Genomic DNA, 16,076 nt, shown 5'->3' on the forward strand with positions numbered 1-16,076 from the left:
ATGATCAAAATTGCTGTTCTTGTTTCAGGCAGTGGAAGTAACTTACAAGCTTTGATTGATGCCAATCTATCGGGGAAAATTGTTGGGGTTATTTCCAATAGGCCTGAAGCATATGCTCTAGAACGTGCTCAAAAGGCAGGTATTGCCACTGCGGTGATTGAACATAAACAATATCCCAACCGTGAAGCATTTGATGATGTGATGCATCAACAATTGCTCGATTGGGATGTGGATTTAGTGGTTCTTGCTGGCTTTATGCGTATTTTAAGTGCCAAGTTTGTGCAAGCTTGGGAAGGGAAAATGGTCAATATCCACCCTTCTCTATTGCCTTATTATAAAGGCATGCATACACATCAACGCGTACTGAACACGGGCGATGTCTTTCACGGTTGTACCGTTCATTATGTAACGGCTGAACTGGATGCAGGGCAAGCTTTAGCGCAAGGTGTCTTGAAAGTGAATGGGCATGATAATGCCGCTTCATTGGCGAGCCGAGTACATGTGCTTGAACATGTCATTTACCCACAAGTGGTGGAATGGATTTGTACAGGTGCAATTCAGCATACTAAAAATGATGTGTTGTATCGTGGTCAAGCCATGCTTGAACCTGTGCAATTTGCCAAGTTCTAACAGATTTAAAGATTAAAAAAACGCATCCGAGGATGCGTTTTTTTATTGATATTAATATAGATATCGCAATTATTGAGCTTGTTGCTGAATCAACTGCTTAATTAACTTCACAACTTCAACTGGATGCTCCAGTGGGAACATATGTCCGCCTGCTGTAATGCTAAAAGGCACCCCGAATTTCTTTTTCACCATCTGTGGAAAGCGACGCGGTAAAAATGGACTTTGCTTTGCAACCACCATGTGTATTGGCAGATGAATTTTTTTCTGAGGCAACCACCACAGTGATGGATTGGTTCTAAAAACCTTTACTTCATCCATTTTTGGAATGGTAAGCTCAACACCACCACGAACTTTATCTTCAGTTAAAGCATAATCGATATAGGCTTGAAAACAGTCGGCATCAAAGTCTTTATAAAAACCTTTAGTGCGAAGCAATTCCGCTGCTTGCTCACGACTATCCCAATGATCACGACGACGCAATGACAGTGCCGCAGGTGACATCCGATCCACTGCTTTGAGCTTCAACAGTTTAGCAACATGCAATGCAAAACCGTCTTTACCCATAATCAAAGGTGGATCAAGCATAATCACTTGCTCAAACAACTCAGGCCGTTTCAATGCTGCTTGAAAGGTCAGCACTGAACCTAAAGAGTGACCTAAACCAATAACAGGTCTACCCTTGGCTTGACGGACAATACTGTCAATCACTTGGTTGGTTAAGCTCTCCCAATGATTATCAATGGGATAACGCTTATCTGTTCCAAGCAGTGGCACATAAATAACCTCGTATTCATCTTTGAGTAAATCAAATAGCTTTTGATAAACTTGAGATGGCACGCCATTGGCGTGCGCAAAATGAATCAGTGGCTTCATTGTAATTTTGTCGTTTGTTCAGATTGGACTTGTTGTGAAAGTGAGCTCGCAAAGCCTTGTCCAATCGAACTTCCGATACGCCCAAGTACCGAATCAAAAGGACTATATTCAATGGTGTAATTCACCACTTTATCAACTTTGAGTTCACGTTTCAGCGTATTTAAACTACCCGTACGATCTGCAATACCCAATTTCACTGCTTGATCACCTGTCCAGAACAAGCCTGAGAAGATTGCTGGATCTTGTGATTTCAACTTGTTACCACGACCTTGTTTGACGGCATTGATAAAATGATCATGCACATTATCAAGTACACCTTGTACATGTGCTTTTTGTGGGCCATCTACAGGCTGGGTCATTGAAAGTAATGCCTTGTTCTCACCGGAAGTCATGGTACGGTCTTCAACACCTAATTTTTGCATTAAACCCGTCACACCGTAGTTCGGCATAATTACACCAATCGATCCCACAAGACTGGATGGATTAACAATAATTTCATCCGCAGCAGACGCAATATAATACGCCCCTGAAGCACCTGTATCACCAATCACGGCATACAGCTTTTTACCGGTATGGGTCTTTTTCAAATATTGAATTTCTTGCCAGATTTCATCAGACTGCACTGGTGAACCACCTGGTGAGTTAATATTTAAAACCACGGCTTGGCTTTGTTTACTTTCAAAAGCTTTCTTTAATGCTTTTATGGTATCCGCACTATTCACACTTTGTTTATCTGCAGCAATTGTTCCAACAATATCAACCACAGCAATATGCGAACTTGTTGTTGCGGTAGGATCTGTGGTTGATGTGCTACAGCTTTTCCCCATTAACACTAAAACAAAAAGGATATAAGCAAAAGTGAGACATTTAAAAAATATTCCCCAACGACGCGCACGGCGCTGTTCTTCTACCGATGCTAAAACGGCTTTCTCTAAAATATGCCATTCTTTGCCCGTTATATTTTGCGTATTATGTTGTGTATTCTGAATGTCATTTTCTGGTTTTGGCGGCCAATCGGACATGGAAAATAATCCAATGATGAGTTAAATTGAACTCATTATATACACTGAATCATAGAAATCTGCCTAAACAATATATTTTCCCCTATAATATTTTTCTTTTTGACTCTTTTTCTACATTGACGACAGGCAATGACTGACCATACTTCAACAAATACGACGTATCGCTTACTTAAATTTTTAAGCAGACAACCCATTCAAATTTCTAGATTTATTGCTCAAAGTTTAGCAGGTCTAGTGAATTTACTTAAAATGTCAAAAACGTCAGATACGATTCGTCTTAATCTGCAAATTGCGTTACCCGAATTAAGCGCTGAACAACATGAAAAGATTATTCCGCAGGCGATTCGTAATGAACTAACCGCATATTTCGAATTTTTTAGCATTTGGGGTGCAGATAATAATAAAAATATTGCTCGTATTCATTCCATTACTGGAGAGCAGCTACTGAAAGATGCTCTAACAGCACCTGAAGGTTTGGTCCTGATTGTGCCGCACTTTGGCACATGGGAAATTATGAATGCTTATCTGGCTCAATTTACCCCAATGACCATTCTGTATAAACCCGTCAAAAATGAATCCGCCAATCAATTTGTACGTGAGGCGCGAAGTCGTGAGCAGGCAAACTTAGTCCCGACCGATGAATCGGGTGTCAGACAAATTTTTAAAGCTTTAAAACAAGGCGGTACGACAGTTATTTTGCCAGATCATACGCCTAATTTTAGTGGGGAAATGATTCCTTATTTTGGCATACCACTCGCGACCAGTAATTTAAGTGCCAAACTGATTCAAAAAACCAAAGCTAAAACCTTATTTTTATATGCAATGCGTAATGATAATCATGGTTTTGATATGTACATTGAACCTATAGATGATCGAATTTACCAAGGCAATGCCAATGATGGCACTCGTGTTATTTTAGAAACAATTGAAGATTTAATTCGTCGTTATCCAGAACATTATCATTGGAGTTATAAGCGCTTTAAAGCCAATCCAGCTTTAGATCAGGTCTATCATTTAAATACAGATGAAGCACTTAAATTGGTTGAGGACATCCGCACCCAAGCTGCCCAGACTAAAAATCACTTAGTGCTTTAACCATTGCTTAGTATCTCGCTCAAATGCAATAGACATGATGTTTTTCTGCTTAAAAAAACGAATACTGCCATGTTCTATGGTGCTAAGTAGTGGAATGTTTAATTCTTTTAAACGAGACTCCACAATCACACTTGGATGTCCATAGCGATTATTCCAGCCTGCCGATGCAACTGTTAATTTTGGCTTTAATTGTTTTAAAAAGTGATAAGCGGAACTATGTCGGCTACCATGATGCCCCAATACCAAAACGTCGACTTTTAAATATGGATAAGCCTGTAAAATGTGATATTCCGTTTCCCAACCTGCGTCCCCCATCAACAAAAAATTTTGATAAGGTTGAACATTTTTCACCTGCAAATAAACCACACAAGACATTTCATTTTTTTCAAATTTCGCCTGTGCCAAGTGCTCAGGTTTCGGTGATAACACCGTAATATTGACGCGATCGCTCCACTGCCACTGCTGCCCCTGATGACAATAATCAAACTGACTCAACTTTTCGACTTTTACCTGTTCATTGGAATATACATTTTTGATGGCTAAATCATGCTTAATCGACTCATATCCACCATAATGATCTTGGTCTAAATGGGTCAAAATCAATTGATTCAATTGCGAAACACCATTTACAGATAAAAAAGGCAAAATAATTTGCTTACCCACACTAAATTGATCTTCATCATAATTTCCACCCATATCAATCATTAAGGTCTGTTCTTGATCACGGATAAAAATCGCTTGACCTTGCCCTACATCTAACACTGTCAATTCAAAATCATTTTTATCAGCATCAACCACAATCAAAGGCATAAAACACAAAATAGCCCAAAATTTTGGCACTACACCACGCGGCAAAAATAGAATCACCAAGCCCAAACATAAACTGAGTAATGTCCAACTATTCATCGCAATCGGTTGTAATGTCGGTGAAAAAATCCAATCTAACCATTGGATAAAAATAAGTAATCCAGAAATACACAGATCATTGATTTGAAAAACTAACCCACCCAATGGTTCAAAAATGAAATAGCACAGTGCTCCAATAATATCTAATGGCACAATCACTAAACCAATCCATGAAATCGCAAACAGATTACTCAATGGTGTTACCCATACGATCTGTTTAAAGAACATCAGCATCAGTGGCAACAAAGCCAAAAATATTTTCCACTGCGATTCAATTAAAATTTTCAGCTGAATTTTGATTACCTGAGTCTGGGTTTTTATTTCCTCCAGATGACTTTGCTGCTGCACCGTTTGATAAATACGCAGCAACACAAAATACGCGCTATAAGACAACCAGAAAGCAGCCGATAAAATACTAAAAGGATCAAAAATGAGTAAAATAGCAGCGCTAAAAAGTAAAATACTCAACGCTTGGATTTTCTGTTTAAATAAAATACACGCACTAATCAGTAAATAGGTCAATAACGTTCTGAGCGCAGGAATTTCAAAACCCACAAAAGCACAGTACAACAATACGCATATGCAAAAAGGTAATATCAACAGATATTGCTTGGGGCATTTCAAATAGATTTGCGGACAATAACGACAAATGAGTTGATGCAGACTCCAACACAGCAGTAAAGCAAAAATAAGAACATGCGGCCCAGATATTGCCAATAAATGACTCATGCCAAAACGTTGGAATAAGTGTTCCGTTTCTGGCTGAAGTAGGCTTTGATCCCCTGTCAATAAAGCCAACAGTAATCCTTTATTACGTACTGGTTGTTGAGCAATAAAATTGCGCAGTGCAAGACGTTGTTGCTCCACCCAGAGTTGCATTTGATTCAAAGTTGAATGTTGTTGCCTTACATAACGAGCATAACCTAAGGCATAAATGTCTTGTTCAGACAGTTTTTGTATCGCTGAAACTTTAAACCCCGACATGATATTTTGCTGAATGTACCATTGCTCTTGATCAAAAGCACCTTGCGTTGCATAACTATGTGCAGGTCGTGTGTTGCCCTGTAGGCGATAGTATTGACCAAGCTCAAGTGACGTTTTCAGCTTTGAATCTATTTCATTTTTTAAAAATGCTTGCCATTGCACAACTTCGGCATGCCGATTCAACACCTGAATTTTTTGTTGTATGGATTGATCGCCCCATTCATTTAAATTTTTGACATAGACAATCACTTCAACCTGTTCAACCTGCCGTTCTCGAAACTGTAAACGATCATTCAGTTGATGATAGGCATAACTATAGCCCAGCGTTATGCCAACACTAAAACCGATACAGAGCTGTAAACATTTGAAATACAATGAATGGACGTGTTTTAAAACTGTCAGCTTCAACATCAATACGAGGATAAAAAGAACAATACTCGGAATAAGCAACGACTGCAAAATTGGGAAGGTTTTCCCCATCGTAGCAATTCCAATGACCCAGCCTACGCAGATTAATTGCATCATTATTTTTATAGTTTTTTAATTTTTCGCAATATTAAAGCCCACCGGAGTGAGCTTCAATCATTTTTTTAATTTATCGACCAGCGTCTAACCGTCAATCCATACACCATCTTGCATATGCAAAATAGAATCGCCTGCTTGAGCCAATTGTTCATCATGCGTCACAATGAGCATAGCCATATTAAACTCACGACGTAACTCACTGAGCAGTTCAAAAATTTTCACTGCCGTTTTACGATCTAAGTTCCCCGTCGGTTCATCAGCCAACATCAGTTCAGGTTTGGTCACCAAAGCACGTGCTAAAGCCACACGTTGACGTTCACCACCAGATAACTCACCGGGCTTATGCGTCATGCGATGCGACAACCCTACGCGATTCAGCAAGTATTCAGCTTGTTCTTTAGATTGTTTGTAGTTAGTACCTGCACGTAGCATCAATGGCATCGCAACATTTTCCAAAGCGCTGAATTCAGGCAAAAGATGGTGGAATTGATAGACAAAACCCAAATGCTGATTACGCAAATAACCACGTTCAGCTTCACCCAAAATATCAAAGCGCTTGTCATTTAAAAAGACTTGCCCTTCTGTTGGACAGTCTAAGCCACCCAGCACATGCAACAAAGTACTTTTACCTGATCCACTTGAACCCACAATCGAAACAAACTCACCTGCTTTGACTTGCAAAGACAAGTTTTTAATCACTTCAACTGTAGTCTTACCATCGGTAAAACTTTTGGAGATATTTTTGGCTTCGAGGACAATATTACTCATAACGCAAAGCCTCTGCAGGTTGAATTTTGGCAGCACGAAATGCTGGATAAATCGTTGCAAGGAAGCTTAAAAGTAAGGATAAGCAAACTATGACCATCACATCTTGCCAACGCAAATAAGATGGTAAGTAATTAATAAAATACGCATCAAATAAGTTCAAACCAAATGCGGTATTGATCCAACCCATAAAACCACTAATGCTTGAGGCAAAAATAATACCCAAAATAGCACCTGAGACTGTACCAATCACACCAATGATCGTGCCTTGCACCATAAAAATTCGGGTAATCGTTGCGGGTGAAGCGCCCAATGTACGCAAAATCGCAATATCTGATTTTTTATCAGTCACCACCATCACCAACGATGACACAATATTAAATGCCGCAACCAAGACAATCAGAAAAAGTAGCAAGCTCACCATGGCTTTTTCCATCTGAATAGCACTAAACAAATTACCGTGAGTAAAAGTCCAATTCGATGCATAAAAATTCGAAGGTAAATCTTTCACAATGTCATCGGCAACTTTTGGCGCAAGGAAAATATCATCCAGTTTTAAACGAACACCTTGAGCACCATCTGGAAGACGTAATAATGTAGAAGCATCATTCAAGGCGATATAGCCCATCATGGAATCTACTTCTGCACCAATACTAAAAATACCGACAATTTTAAAGCGTTTGAAACGCGGTACCACACCTGCTGGTGATGGTGTTGCTTCAGGGAGAACTAAAGTAATACTGTCATTCAGCCCCAAACCAAGTGAATCCGTCATTTGTTTACCTAAAACAATGCCAAACTCACCTTTTTTCAAACGGTCTATACTGCCTTCAACCATATGATCTTGGATAATTGAAACTTTCTTTTCATATTCAGGTTCAATTCCTGAAACCATAATTCCAGCCACTTGCCCTTGGGCGGTCAGCATGCCTTGTAACTGGGTAAATGGTGCTACGCCTTTGACATGCTCATGTTGCTCAATTTTTTTTGCAAGTTCCGGCCAATTTGTTAAAATTTGCGTTGAAGAAACAGTAGCTTGAGGTATCATTCCTAAGACACGGTTTTTCAACTCTCGGTCGAAACCATTCATAACAGATAAGACTGTAATGAGTACAGCCACACCTAAGGTGAGACCGATCATAGAAACCAACGCAATAAAAGAAATAAAGTGGTTACTACGCCGTGCGCGGGTATATCTCAACCCTATATACAGCGAGATTGGTTTAAACATACCATCTAGTCCGAGGAATAATTATGGAAAATTTACAGCATCAAAGTGGCAACATGGAACGACGTGTGATGTCACGTATAGATGCTGCCTTGCGAATTAATTATCAGATTATTTCTGATGATGTCGCATTAAATGACCCTTATGATCCTAACTTTGTGCTGCCACGTTATTTTCTACTACTCGCAGAATTAGATCAATTTGATCATGCATTAAACTACGAATTAGAACAATTAACCCAAAAAGATCAACAAATTGCTCGAATCTTATCCTTATTCAACCAAAAATTAAACCTTATTACCGGTTCCTTGTACGACACAATTGTACAATCCATGTTACCCATACCAGAAGATGTTAATTTTTCAGAAACAGGATTCAGCTTTTTTAATGAGCGTCTCATTCAAGAAGGAACTTACATTCATGTGACCTTAAGCCACCCTGAAAATTTCTTTCATATTGCTGCAACTGCGCAAGTGGTCTATAGCCGCACAGAAGAAAATGGTAAATTCCGTACAGGAGCCTATTTCATCACCTTACATCCACAGGATCGAGTTAAACTTGCCGAATGTATATCTACTAACCAAAAATAAAAACTCAAAATTTAAGGGTTAGATTTAATCTTATGGGCGAGTGTTCGACTCGCCTTAAGGTCGCGATAGAAATAAATAAACAAACCAAATAACAAAACGAATGCCCCGACAAAAACCATTGCAGACAAAGATTCATGATTAAGAACAGCACCAATCAATAAGGCAATCATTGGAGTCATGACCGTGGTGAGTGACAAAGTCGTCGCTTGAATATTTTGTACCAATTTAAAATAACAGAACATCGCAATCAGTGATGCCATGACCACCGTATACATAAGCGCCAACAAAGACTTTGCATTTGGAATATGCGTCGGTACATATTGCCAAATAAAGGGCACGATACATATAGCCGCAATGGTTGAGACAAAAATCGAGCCCGTTGCTTGTGCTACAGGTTCAATATTGGCATTGACCTTTTTCACCCAGAAAATGGATAACGCATAGGTAAATACACTCATCAACATTAAACCGATCCCAATCGGGTTTATATGTTGATTTTCGCCACCAAAGCAAATAATGGCCAGTCCAGCCACAGCAACCACCATACCCAACCACTGTAAACGACTTAAACGCTGTTTAAAGCCAAAATACCCGATCAGACCCGCCATAATGGGGGCTAAACCAAACATCAAAGCAATAATCCCCGAACTTAAATAACTGGTCGCAATATAGGTAAAGATCTGAGACCCCATTAAGCTAAATGAACCCGCCAAATAACTATGCCAAGATGTTTGATCCGTTGGAAATTTAACTTTTAGGATCAGCAACAACATAATAGCTAGCGGTAAAGCGATAAAAAACCGTAGTACCAAAGCCCAAAGTAAATGTAGATCAGAGACACTCCACACAATCGCCAATGGCGTTGTCGCCCAAATAAACACCAACAAGGCATAGGTTGATACGATATTGGCTTTAGAAGGCATAATCAGCTCGGCTTAAAGTGCAGTTTTACGTTTCTGTTTTTGGATCGTTTGATCGAGTGAGCTGGAAAATTCACGTTTATCACGTTCAGAAATCGGCGGTGGGCCACCTGTGTTTACACCTGCCCCGCGTAAAGAATCCATAAAATCACGTAAATGCAGACGGGCTTTTACATTGGCTGTGGTATAAACCTCACCTCGTGGATGAATCGCAATTCCGCCCTTTTCAATCACCTGTGCCGCTAAAGGAATGTCTTGTGTCATCACAATATCATGCTCTTTCATGCGTTCGATGATTTCTTTATCTGCGGCATCAGCCCCACTCATCACTTGAATGGAGTTAATCCGTACTGAAGGTGTAATCCCTACATTTTGGTTGGCCACAAAAGTGACTTCTAATTGATAGCGATCTGAAGCACGAAGAATGACTTCACGTAGAATTTTAGGCAATGCATCTGCATCGACCCAAAGTTTAAATGGCAGCACAAAGCATCCATAACAAGAATAAGACGAACACTTAGTTTAACAAATTCCAGATGACAAGATGATGGATAAATCCACTTAATCCATTTAGCTCTTTTACCTCAATTCAGCGAAATAGCATTTTTAAAACAAAAACTATTGCCGCCTAAGTTCGGTTAATTCAAGGTATTTCCTCTATTTCACTGACTTTGATATTTTAATTTAGTCTAGGTGACTTGAAATTTTAAAATAACCCTCGATTTAATATACAAATACAAACCAACATCAATTGTGAATATGAAAAATCAAAATAGACCAGAAATTCTCACCATTGAAGATCAGAGCTTTGGCAGCCATGTCGAACATTGGAATTTACTCACAGATAATCCATGTACCGATGTGCCTAAATGGCTAGGCTTAGCCCTTGATGCACCTGTTATGCCGATGGGTTTGTGCAAAGAAGAATCTGACATGGATGAAGCCACATGGCTAATTCAAGGACCAAACAAAGCCGCTGTAAAAATCACTCAAGTGATTGCAGTTGAAAATAACAAACCGCAATGTGTTAAAACGGCATTTCCAAGTTTTGAAAGCCCATATAAAGTTAATGCCACGATTGAGCGTATTATTACCTGTAAATCAAATACACAGGCAGTTTTACAACTCAATTTAGGTGCAAATACCGTTGTCTATGCTTTTGATACATTGTATAGCGTCAATCATGAGCAATATGAAAAAGGTCAAAATTATCTTGCGCAATTCAATGCTTGGGCTTATGAACTTGAAGCCGTTTCCAACCATGAACAATTGGTGGTTGATGATCCCGCTTCGATTAAACACCATCGTGCTTTAAATGATATTTTAGCTGCCAATAACGGCATTGCGCCTGTCAATTTGCAAGAACAAATTGACGCTTGGCAACCTAAATCAGAAGATGATAAAGAACCTGTGACTGTCGATTTTTCGAAAATGGTGGCTTATCTTTATGGCGAAAACATGGGACAAGAAGATGAAGCTTGGTTCCAAGGCAATATTGTCGGTAAAACCTCGATGCGCTTTATGGAGCAAGAATATACGCTTTATGACGTTGCCCTCATTCATGATGAAGACCAAGAAGCAACGCTGATTCGTATTGCAAGCAAAAATGCAGCACACAAAGACTTTCAGATTGGTCAATTCATTCGTGGCAACTTATGGATTCAAGTCAATATTCACGCTAAAAAACCATAATGGATAAAAAGCAGCTCAATATAATGATAATTAACATTCATATTGAGCTGCTTTTTTATCTCTATTTATCTTCTTTCAGCAAACATTAAACCTTCAACTTATCCATAGTACTTAAAGGTTTTAAATTCAAATTAAAGCACACTTATCCACAATTCAAATTCAAAGTTTTCTATTTTAAATCCTATTCCGATTATTTTTTTATTCCGCAGTTTTAAAGCTTTTTAGATTAAAAATTCTTCATTAGACTGCTTTCATAAATTAGTTTTTAGTCAATAAAATTAATTCATAAAGCCAAAATTAAAAATAAATTTTAGCAAATATTAGATGCATAATCTGGCATAGATTCCGCACGCGTCTCATCCTTGCGCTGCATTTTAAAGCAGTGCTTAAAACTTGCTCAGAGATGTCGTGTATGGGAAAAAAGTTTTTTGCGGAATCAAAATATATTATAAGGTCTTCATTTCGACCTTCCAAAAGTAGAAAAAAACCTACGTAAAGACATAAAAATTGAATCAATCAAATAAGGTCGTGCTGATTTTAAAGAATCAAATATTGAACATTTTTTGATTTATTCAACTTATCTATTGCTCAGAAGCTGAGATTAACTTAGCGGTACATTTTATAGAATAAATATTTTAATTACATATTTTTATTTAGTACTTTATTTAATCAATTTTTTATGCTAAAAATACGCTCTAGCAATAGAAATTAACGATAAATAAATCGGAATAGAACTTTCCATGAAAATCGTACAAGAAGAAAATATACAACGAGTTGAACATCAACTCAGCAAACGTTTCCAGTTAGACTCAATCTCATGTCTATTTTTTATATTAGGCATGTTTATGTCTGCCTATCTTTTACATCACTTTATTTTATAAGCTAATTTAACCAGACTCATTTCAATAAATAGTAAAAAAGCCCATCATTTGATGTAATGCTGATCAGTTAAGGAATTTTACTCTTAATCCCTTAACTTTTTATTTGTTCACAACGGAGTCTTATATTTTTAAATCAAATACTTGGAGCTCATCTATTACTTTGGATAAGCCCAAATGAGAAGCCTCAAAATATATTTTGAGTTCGCAAGAAAGGCATCTTGCAGCGCAGTGCGCCTCACCGCAAAACTCGTCAAATACCCGTTATTGATTAATTAATCGCAAAAACTTTACCTTTTCAAAGTAGTTTTGCCTCGAACAGTTACGGATGACGTGTCCGCGTATCGAATAACATCATCAATTTAAAATAAAAAAGCCAGTCAATTTTTTAACTGACTGGCATTACATCATTTGATGAGCTTTTTTACTTTCAGGTATTAACCATTGCGTTTTGCAAAGTCATCCATAAAGTTAACCAATGCTTGAACGCCTTCTAGAGGTACAGCGTTATAAATACTGGCACGCATACCACCGACTGAACGATGACCTGCTAAGTTAAGCAAATGGTTTTCTTCTGCTTCTTTCAAGAACAATTTATCTAAATTAGCATTTGCCAAAGTAAATGGTACGTTCATGATTGAACGATTTTGTTCAACAATCGGGTTAGCATAAAAATCACTAGAATCGATATAGCCATAAAGTAAGTTTGCTTTTGCAAGGTTTACTTTATGCATGGCATCAACACCGCCATTTTCCAATAACCACTCAAAGACTAAACCTGATAAATACCAAGCATAAGTAGATGGTGTATTAACCATTGAATCATTTTTAGCTTGTTCAGAATATTTCAAAATACTTGGAATTTCAGGTTTTGCTTGATCAAGCAAGTCTTCACGAATAATGACTAAAGTTAAACCAGCAGGGCCAATATTCTTTTGAGCACCCGCATAAATTAAACCAAATTTAGGCACATCAATGGGTGCTGAAAGAATGCTTGAAGATAAATCTGAAATTAAAGGCGCATTCACTTCTGGAATACCTGCAAACTGCAAACCGCCAATCGTTTCATTCTCTGCATAATGCACATAAGCTGCATCATCAGATAAATTCCACTGGCTTTGATCGGTAATCGCCAATTTACCATTAATGGTTGTGCCCGCTTCCACGACATTGATGTCGCCATAGCGTTTTGCTTCTTTAAGGGCCTTTTCAGACCAAATACCGGTATGGATATAATCTGCTTTATTATTTTTACCCAACAGGTTTAAAGGAATAGCAGAGAATTGAAGTGAAGCACCGCCTTGTAAGAACAATACTTTATAGTTCTCTGGAATGTTCATCAATTTGCGCAAATCAGCTTCTGCTTTTTCTGCAACAGCAACATAGTCACTACTACGATGACTCATTTCCATGATCGAAAGACCTTTGCCATGCCAATCGAGCATTTCAGCTTGAGCTTTTTCTAAAACGGCAGTCGGTAATGCAGCAGGACCAGCACAGAAATTGTACGCGCGCATGATTTTTCCTTTCAAAGTGAAACACAATAAAATGAGGGCATTTAACCACATATAGCCTGTGCTTGCAGTAAATTATCCTGAAAATATTTCAATGCTGTCGAACATTTAAAGTCAAATTTTCAATAAAGATCTGACCGTTTGACAGGTTTAATAATGTCAATAAATGGTTCACCTGCAAGTAAATAACTCACGATGCGTAAAATTAACGCAGGAATAACCACAATTGCATGAATTAAAATTGCTGCAGTTAAATACACAGTAAATTCAATCCAACGCAGCCAATGTAAATAAACTTTAGGTTTATGTGCCAGTTTAAACTGTGTTAACTCTCGTACCGTTATCTCATCAGCCTGTGAATCTAACCATACTCGGGTTTTTAAATCGTAGTTATTTGAACTTTTTAAACCCAGCTTATACGCTTGCAACATACGTCTAGGCTCTAAAAAAAATCCGGTAGACAATGTAATCAAATTCATGATGCCCAATATGGGATGGCTAAACATTGACCCTGTTCCAAGTTCCCATGCACTCACTTCCCCTTCGCCAATACGCCCCACGGTATAACCTGTTAAAATATGATGAATATCATGATATTTTAAATACTTATGACGTACACCGATGTTTGGCATAGGGACAATTAAACAACCGGTATATACGCCTACGGTTAAAGGCTCACGATCGCCAACAATTGGCCCAAAACCATTCTTCTGATAAAAAAGATTGATAGCTTGATTGAGCGTACATTCATCTGGAAATTTATTCGGCTGTTTAACTTGTAAATCCATCTTATATTTATTTAAATGTATGAGATTACCTATAATATAATCGATAAATTTATGTTTTTCACGCTGGATTCATCTCGCACAAGACAGTCACTACTATCAAAACATATCATTACATGATGCTTTATAATTAAAATTACGATGTGGAGAATCTATTCGATGTTACAGCATTCACCACCCTTTTCAGGTATTAAACGAAATACTTTAATTAAGAAACCTCTTGCACAAATGTTGATTTTTTCATCTTCCATATTTGTAAGTTCAGTCAGTTTTGCTCAAAGCATCAGCTATGCACAGGCTGAACAATCTATATTAGTAAATTCATATAGCACTCAAGCCAATCAAGCCTTACAACAAGCTGCCAAATTAGAAGCTGAAGCAGTCAAAGGTTTAGGTCTACCGCGTGTCGATTTAAATGTCAGGGCTTATGCTTTTCATAATGAAGTGGATATTCCTCTGGATTCATTTAAAAATAATTTAGAACAAACGCTTTCTCAAGGCATTAATGACCGTATTAATGAGCAGAATCTACCGCCTAATATTTCAGATCCCTTAAAAGAAGGAATCAATCAAACCATTCATAGTGGTGTCGGTCTATTTCCCGACTCTGCAAATGTAATTTTAGAAGATCAAGTTGTTCGTCCAACAGTGTCGATACTCATGCCTTTATATACGGGTGGCTTAACCTCTAGTGCCAAAGAAGTGGTGAATATTAAAGCCGCACGCAGCCAACTCAGTAGTAAACAACAACAAGATGTTCAACGTTTTGAACTGATTCAAGCCTATTTTAATGTGCAACTGCAAAAGCAATTATTGAGTTCAAGTCATTCCAATTTGAATGCCATGCAAACACACTATAGCAATGCACTAAAACTGGAAAATCAGGGCTTTATTAGCAAAGGGCAACGCATGCAATTTGAAGTAGCAAAAAATAATGCGCAACGTCTGGAGCAAAATACTGATGCCAATCTCAGATCGAGCTTATTTCAACTGAATAATCTTTTACAAAGCAGCCAAATTACTGAGCTGAGCACACCGTTATTTGTCAATTCTGCGCAAAGCCAATCTTTAAATGGCTTACTCAAAACCTATCAAGATCAATCTTCTCTCATTCGTAAAATGCAAATAGATACACAACTGGCCAATGCCAACGTAAAAGTGCAAAGTGCAGCAAAAAAACCCAATATTTTTGCCTTTGGTGAATACAGTCTAGATGACAAGCAAAATTGGATTATCGGTGTGGTCGCTCGTTATAATTTATTTTCAGGGGTCGATAAAAACAAAAATATTCAGGCCGCAGAATTACAACGCTATGCCTCTGAATTAATTACAGAACGCACCAAACAGGAAATTGAAAATATTATTTACACGTCCTATAGCGAAGTGACGACGGCACAACAAAGTCATCAACTCTTACAACAAAATATGCGAGCAGCGCAAGAAAACTTACGTATTCAAACCCTGTCTTTTAAAGAAGATATGGGCACAGCCACACAAGTGATTGATGCACAAAACGTATTAACTGGCTTAAAAAGTGAAATGGCATTAAATGCTTATAAATATGTCATGTCGCTGGCGACCTTATTGCAAAGTCACGGCTCTATTGACCAATTTCAAAGCTATGTCAATCAAACTCAAACGTACTACCTTCGTTAATTTTTGATGGGGA

Annotated in this window: 14 protein-coding genes; 5 read left to right on the top strand and 9 right to left on the bottom strand. The window is 38.0% G+C overall.

Annotation, left to right across the window (positions count from 1 at the left end):
- A complete protein-coding gene (gene purN / locus B9T25_RS05635; protein ID WP_086187497.1) occupies positions 1–630 on the top strand; it encodes a phosphoribosylglycinamide formyltransferase in 630 nt (209 codons plus the stop codon).
- 69 nt (positions 631–699) lie between these two features.
- On the opposite strand, the gene B9T25_RS05640 is transcribed toward purN, so the two are convergent.
- Positions 700–1,503 (bottom strand): alpha/beta fold hydrolase, encoded by an 804-nt coding sequence (locus tag B9T25_RS05640; RefSeq protein ID WP_086187498.1) that lies wholly within the window; start codon positions 1,501–1,503, stop codon positions 700–702.
- A complete protein-coding gene (gene sppA / locus B9T25_RS05645) occupies positions 1,500–2,525 on the bottom strand; it encodes a signal peptide peptidase SppA (RefSeq protein WP_086187499.1) in 1,026 nt (341 codons plus the stop codon). The genes B9T25_RS05640 and sppA overlap by 4 nt, the downstream gene beginning before the upstream one ends.
- A 129-nt stretch (positions 2,526–2,654) precedes the next feature.
- Here sppA and B9T25_RS05650 point away from each other — a divergent pair, with 129 nt between their 5' ends.
- Positions 2,655–3,620 (top strand): lysophospholipid acyltransferase family protein, encoded by a 966-nt coding sequence (locus tag B9T25_RS05650; protein ID WP_086187500.1) that lies wholly within the window; start codon positions 2,655–2,657, stop codon positions 3,618–3,620.
- Here B9T25_RS05650 and B9T25_RS05655 read toward each other — a convergent pair.
- The 3 genes from B9T25_RS05655 to B9T25_RS05665 all read right to left on the bottom strand — a co-directional run bounded on the left by B9T25_RS05655 (position 3,609) and on the right by B9T25_RS05665 (position 8,031).
- Complete coding sequence (locus B9T25_RS05655; protein WP_086187501.1) at positions 3,609–6,035, bottom strand: DNA internalization-related competence protein ComEC/Rec2; 2,427 nt, start codon at positions 6,033–6,035, stop codon at positions 3,609–3,611. The two genes, B9T25_RS05650 and B9T25_RS05655, sit on opposite strands and share 12 nt — an antisense overlap.
- Positions 6,036–6,119: 84 nt before the next feature.
- Entirely contained in the window at positions 6,120–6,803 is a 684-nt protein-coding gene (lolD, locus tag B9T25_RS05660) for a lipoprotein-releasing ABC transporter ATP-binding protein LolD (protein ID WP_086187502.1), read from the bottom strand.
- Positions 6,796–8,031: a lipoprotein-releasing ABC transporter permease subunit gene (locus tag B9T25_RS05665; protein WP_086187503.1), complete on the bottom strand. Its 1,236-nt coding sequence runs from the start codon at positions 8,029–8,031 to the stop codon at positions 6,796–6,798. Before B9T25_RS05665 ends, lolD begins: the two co-directional genes overlap by 8 nt.
- 23 nt (positions 8,032–8,054) lie before the next feature.
- Between B9T25_RS05665 and B9T25_RS05670 the strand changes: the two genes are divergently transcribed.
- Positions 8,055–8,618 carry a PilZ domain-containing protein gene (locus B9T25_RS05670; RefSeq protein ID WP_086187504.1) on the top strand — a complete coding sequence of 188 codons (564 nt, stop codon included), beginning with the start codon at positions 8,055–8,057 and terminating at the stop codon, positions 8,616–8,618.
- 11 nt (positions 8,619–8,629) lie between these two features.
- Here the strand turns inward: B9T25_RS05670 and B9T25_RS05675 are convergent, their stop codons facing one another.
- Positions 8,630–9,541 (bottom strand): DMT family transporter, encoded by a 912-nt coding sequence (locus B9T25_RS05675; protein WP_086187505.1) that lies wholly within the window; start codon positions 9,539–9,541, stop codon positions 8,630–8,632.
- Between the two features lie 12 nt (positions 9,542–9,553).
- A complete protein-coding gene (locus B9T25_RS05680) occupies positions 9,554–10,024 on the bottom strand; it encodes a YaiI/YqxD family protein (RefSeq protein WP_004648315.1) in 471 nt (156 codons plus the stop codon).
- 273 nt (positions 10,025–10,297) lie between these two features.
- Here B9T25_RS05680 and B9T25_RS05685 point away from each other — a divergent pair, with 273 nt between their 5' ends.
- Complete coding sequence (locus B9T25_RS05685) at positions 10,298–11,230, top strand: hypothetical protein (RefSeq protein ID WP_086187506.1); 933 nt, start codon at positions 10,298–10,300, stop codon at positions 11,228–11,230.
- A 1,315-nt stretch (positions 11,231–12,545) separates the two neighbouring features.
- Here the strand turns inward: B9T25_RS05685 and serC are convergent.
- Both serC and B9T25_RS05695 read right to left on the bottom strand, forming a co-directional pair.
- On the bottom strand, positions 12,546–13,625 hold the full coding sequence (serC, locus tag B9T25_RS05690) for a 3-phosphoserine/phosphohydroxythreonine transaminase (protein ID WP_086187507.1): 1,080 nt from the start codon (positions 13,623–13,625) through the stop codon (positions 12,546–12,548).
- Positions 13,626–13,744: 119 nt separating this feature from the next.
- Complete coding sequence (locus B9T25_RS05695) at positions 13,745–14,410, bottom strand: hypothetical protein (protein WP_086187508.1); 666 nt, start codon at positions 14,408–14,410, stop codon at positions 13,745–13,747.
- A 156-nt stretch (positions 14,411–14,566) separates the two neighbouring features.
- Between B9T25_RS05695 and B9T25_RS05700 the strand changes: the two genes are divergently transcribed.
- Entirely contained in the window at positions 14,567–16,063 is a 1,497-nt protein-coding gene (locus B9T25_RS05700) for a TolC family protein (protein WP_143222458.1), read from the top strand.
- Positions 16,064–16,076 lie beyond the last annotated feature (13 nt).

Origin of the sequence: Acinetobacter sp. ANC 4470, assembly GCF_002135335.1 — a bacterium.
Classification (GTDB): domain Bacteria; phylum Pseudomonadota; class Gammaproteobacteria; order Pseudomonadales; family Moraxellaceae; genus Acinetobacter.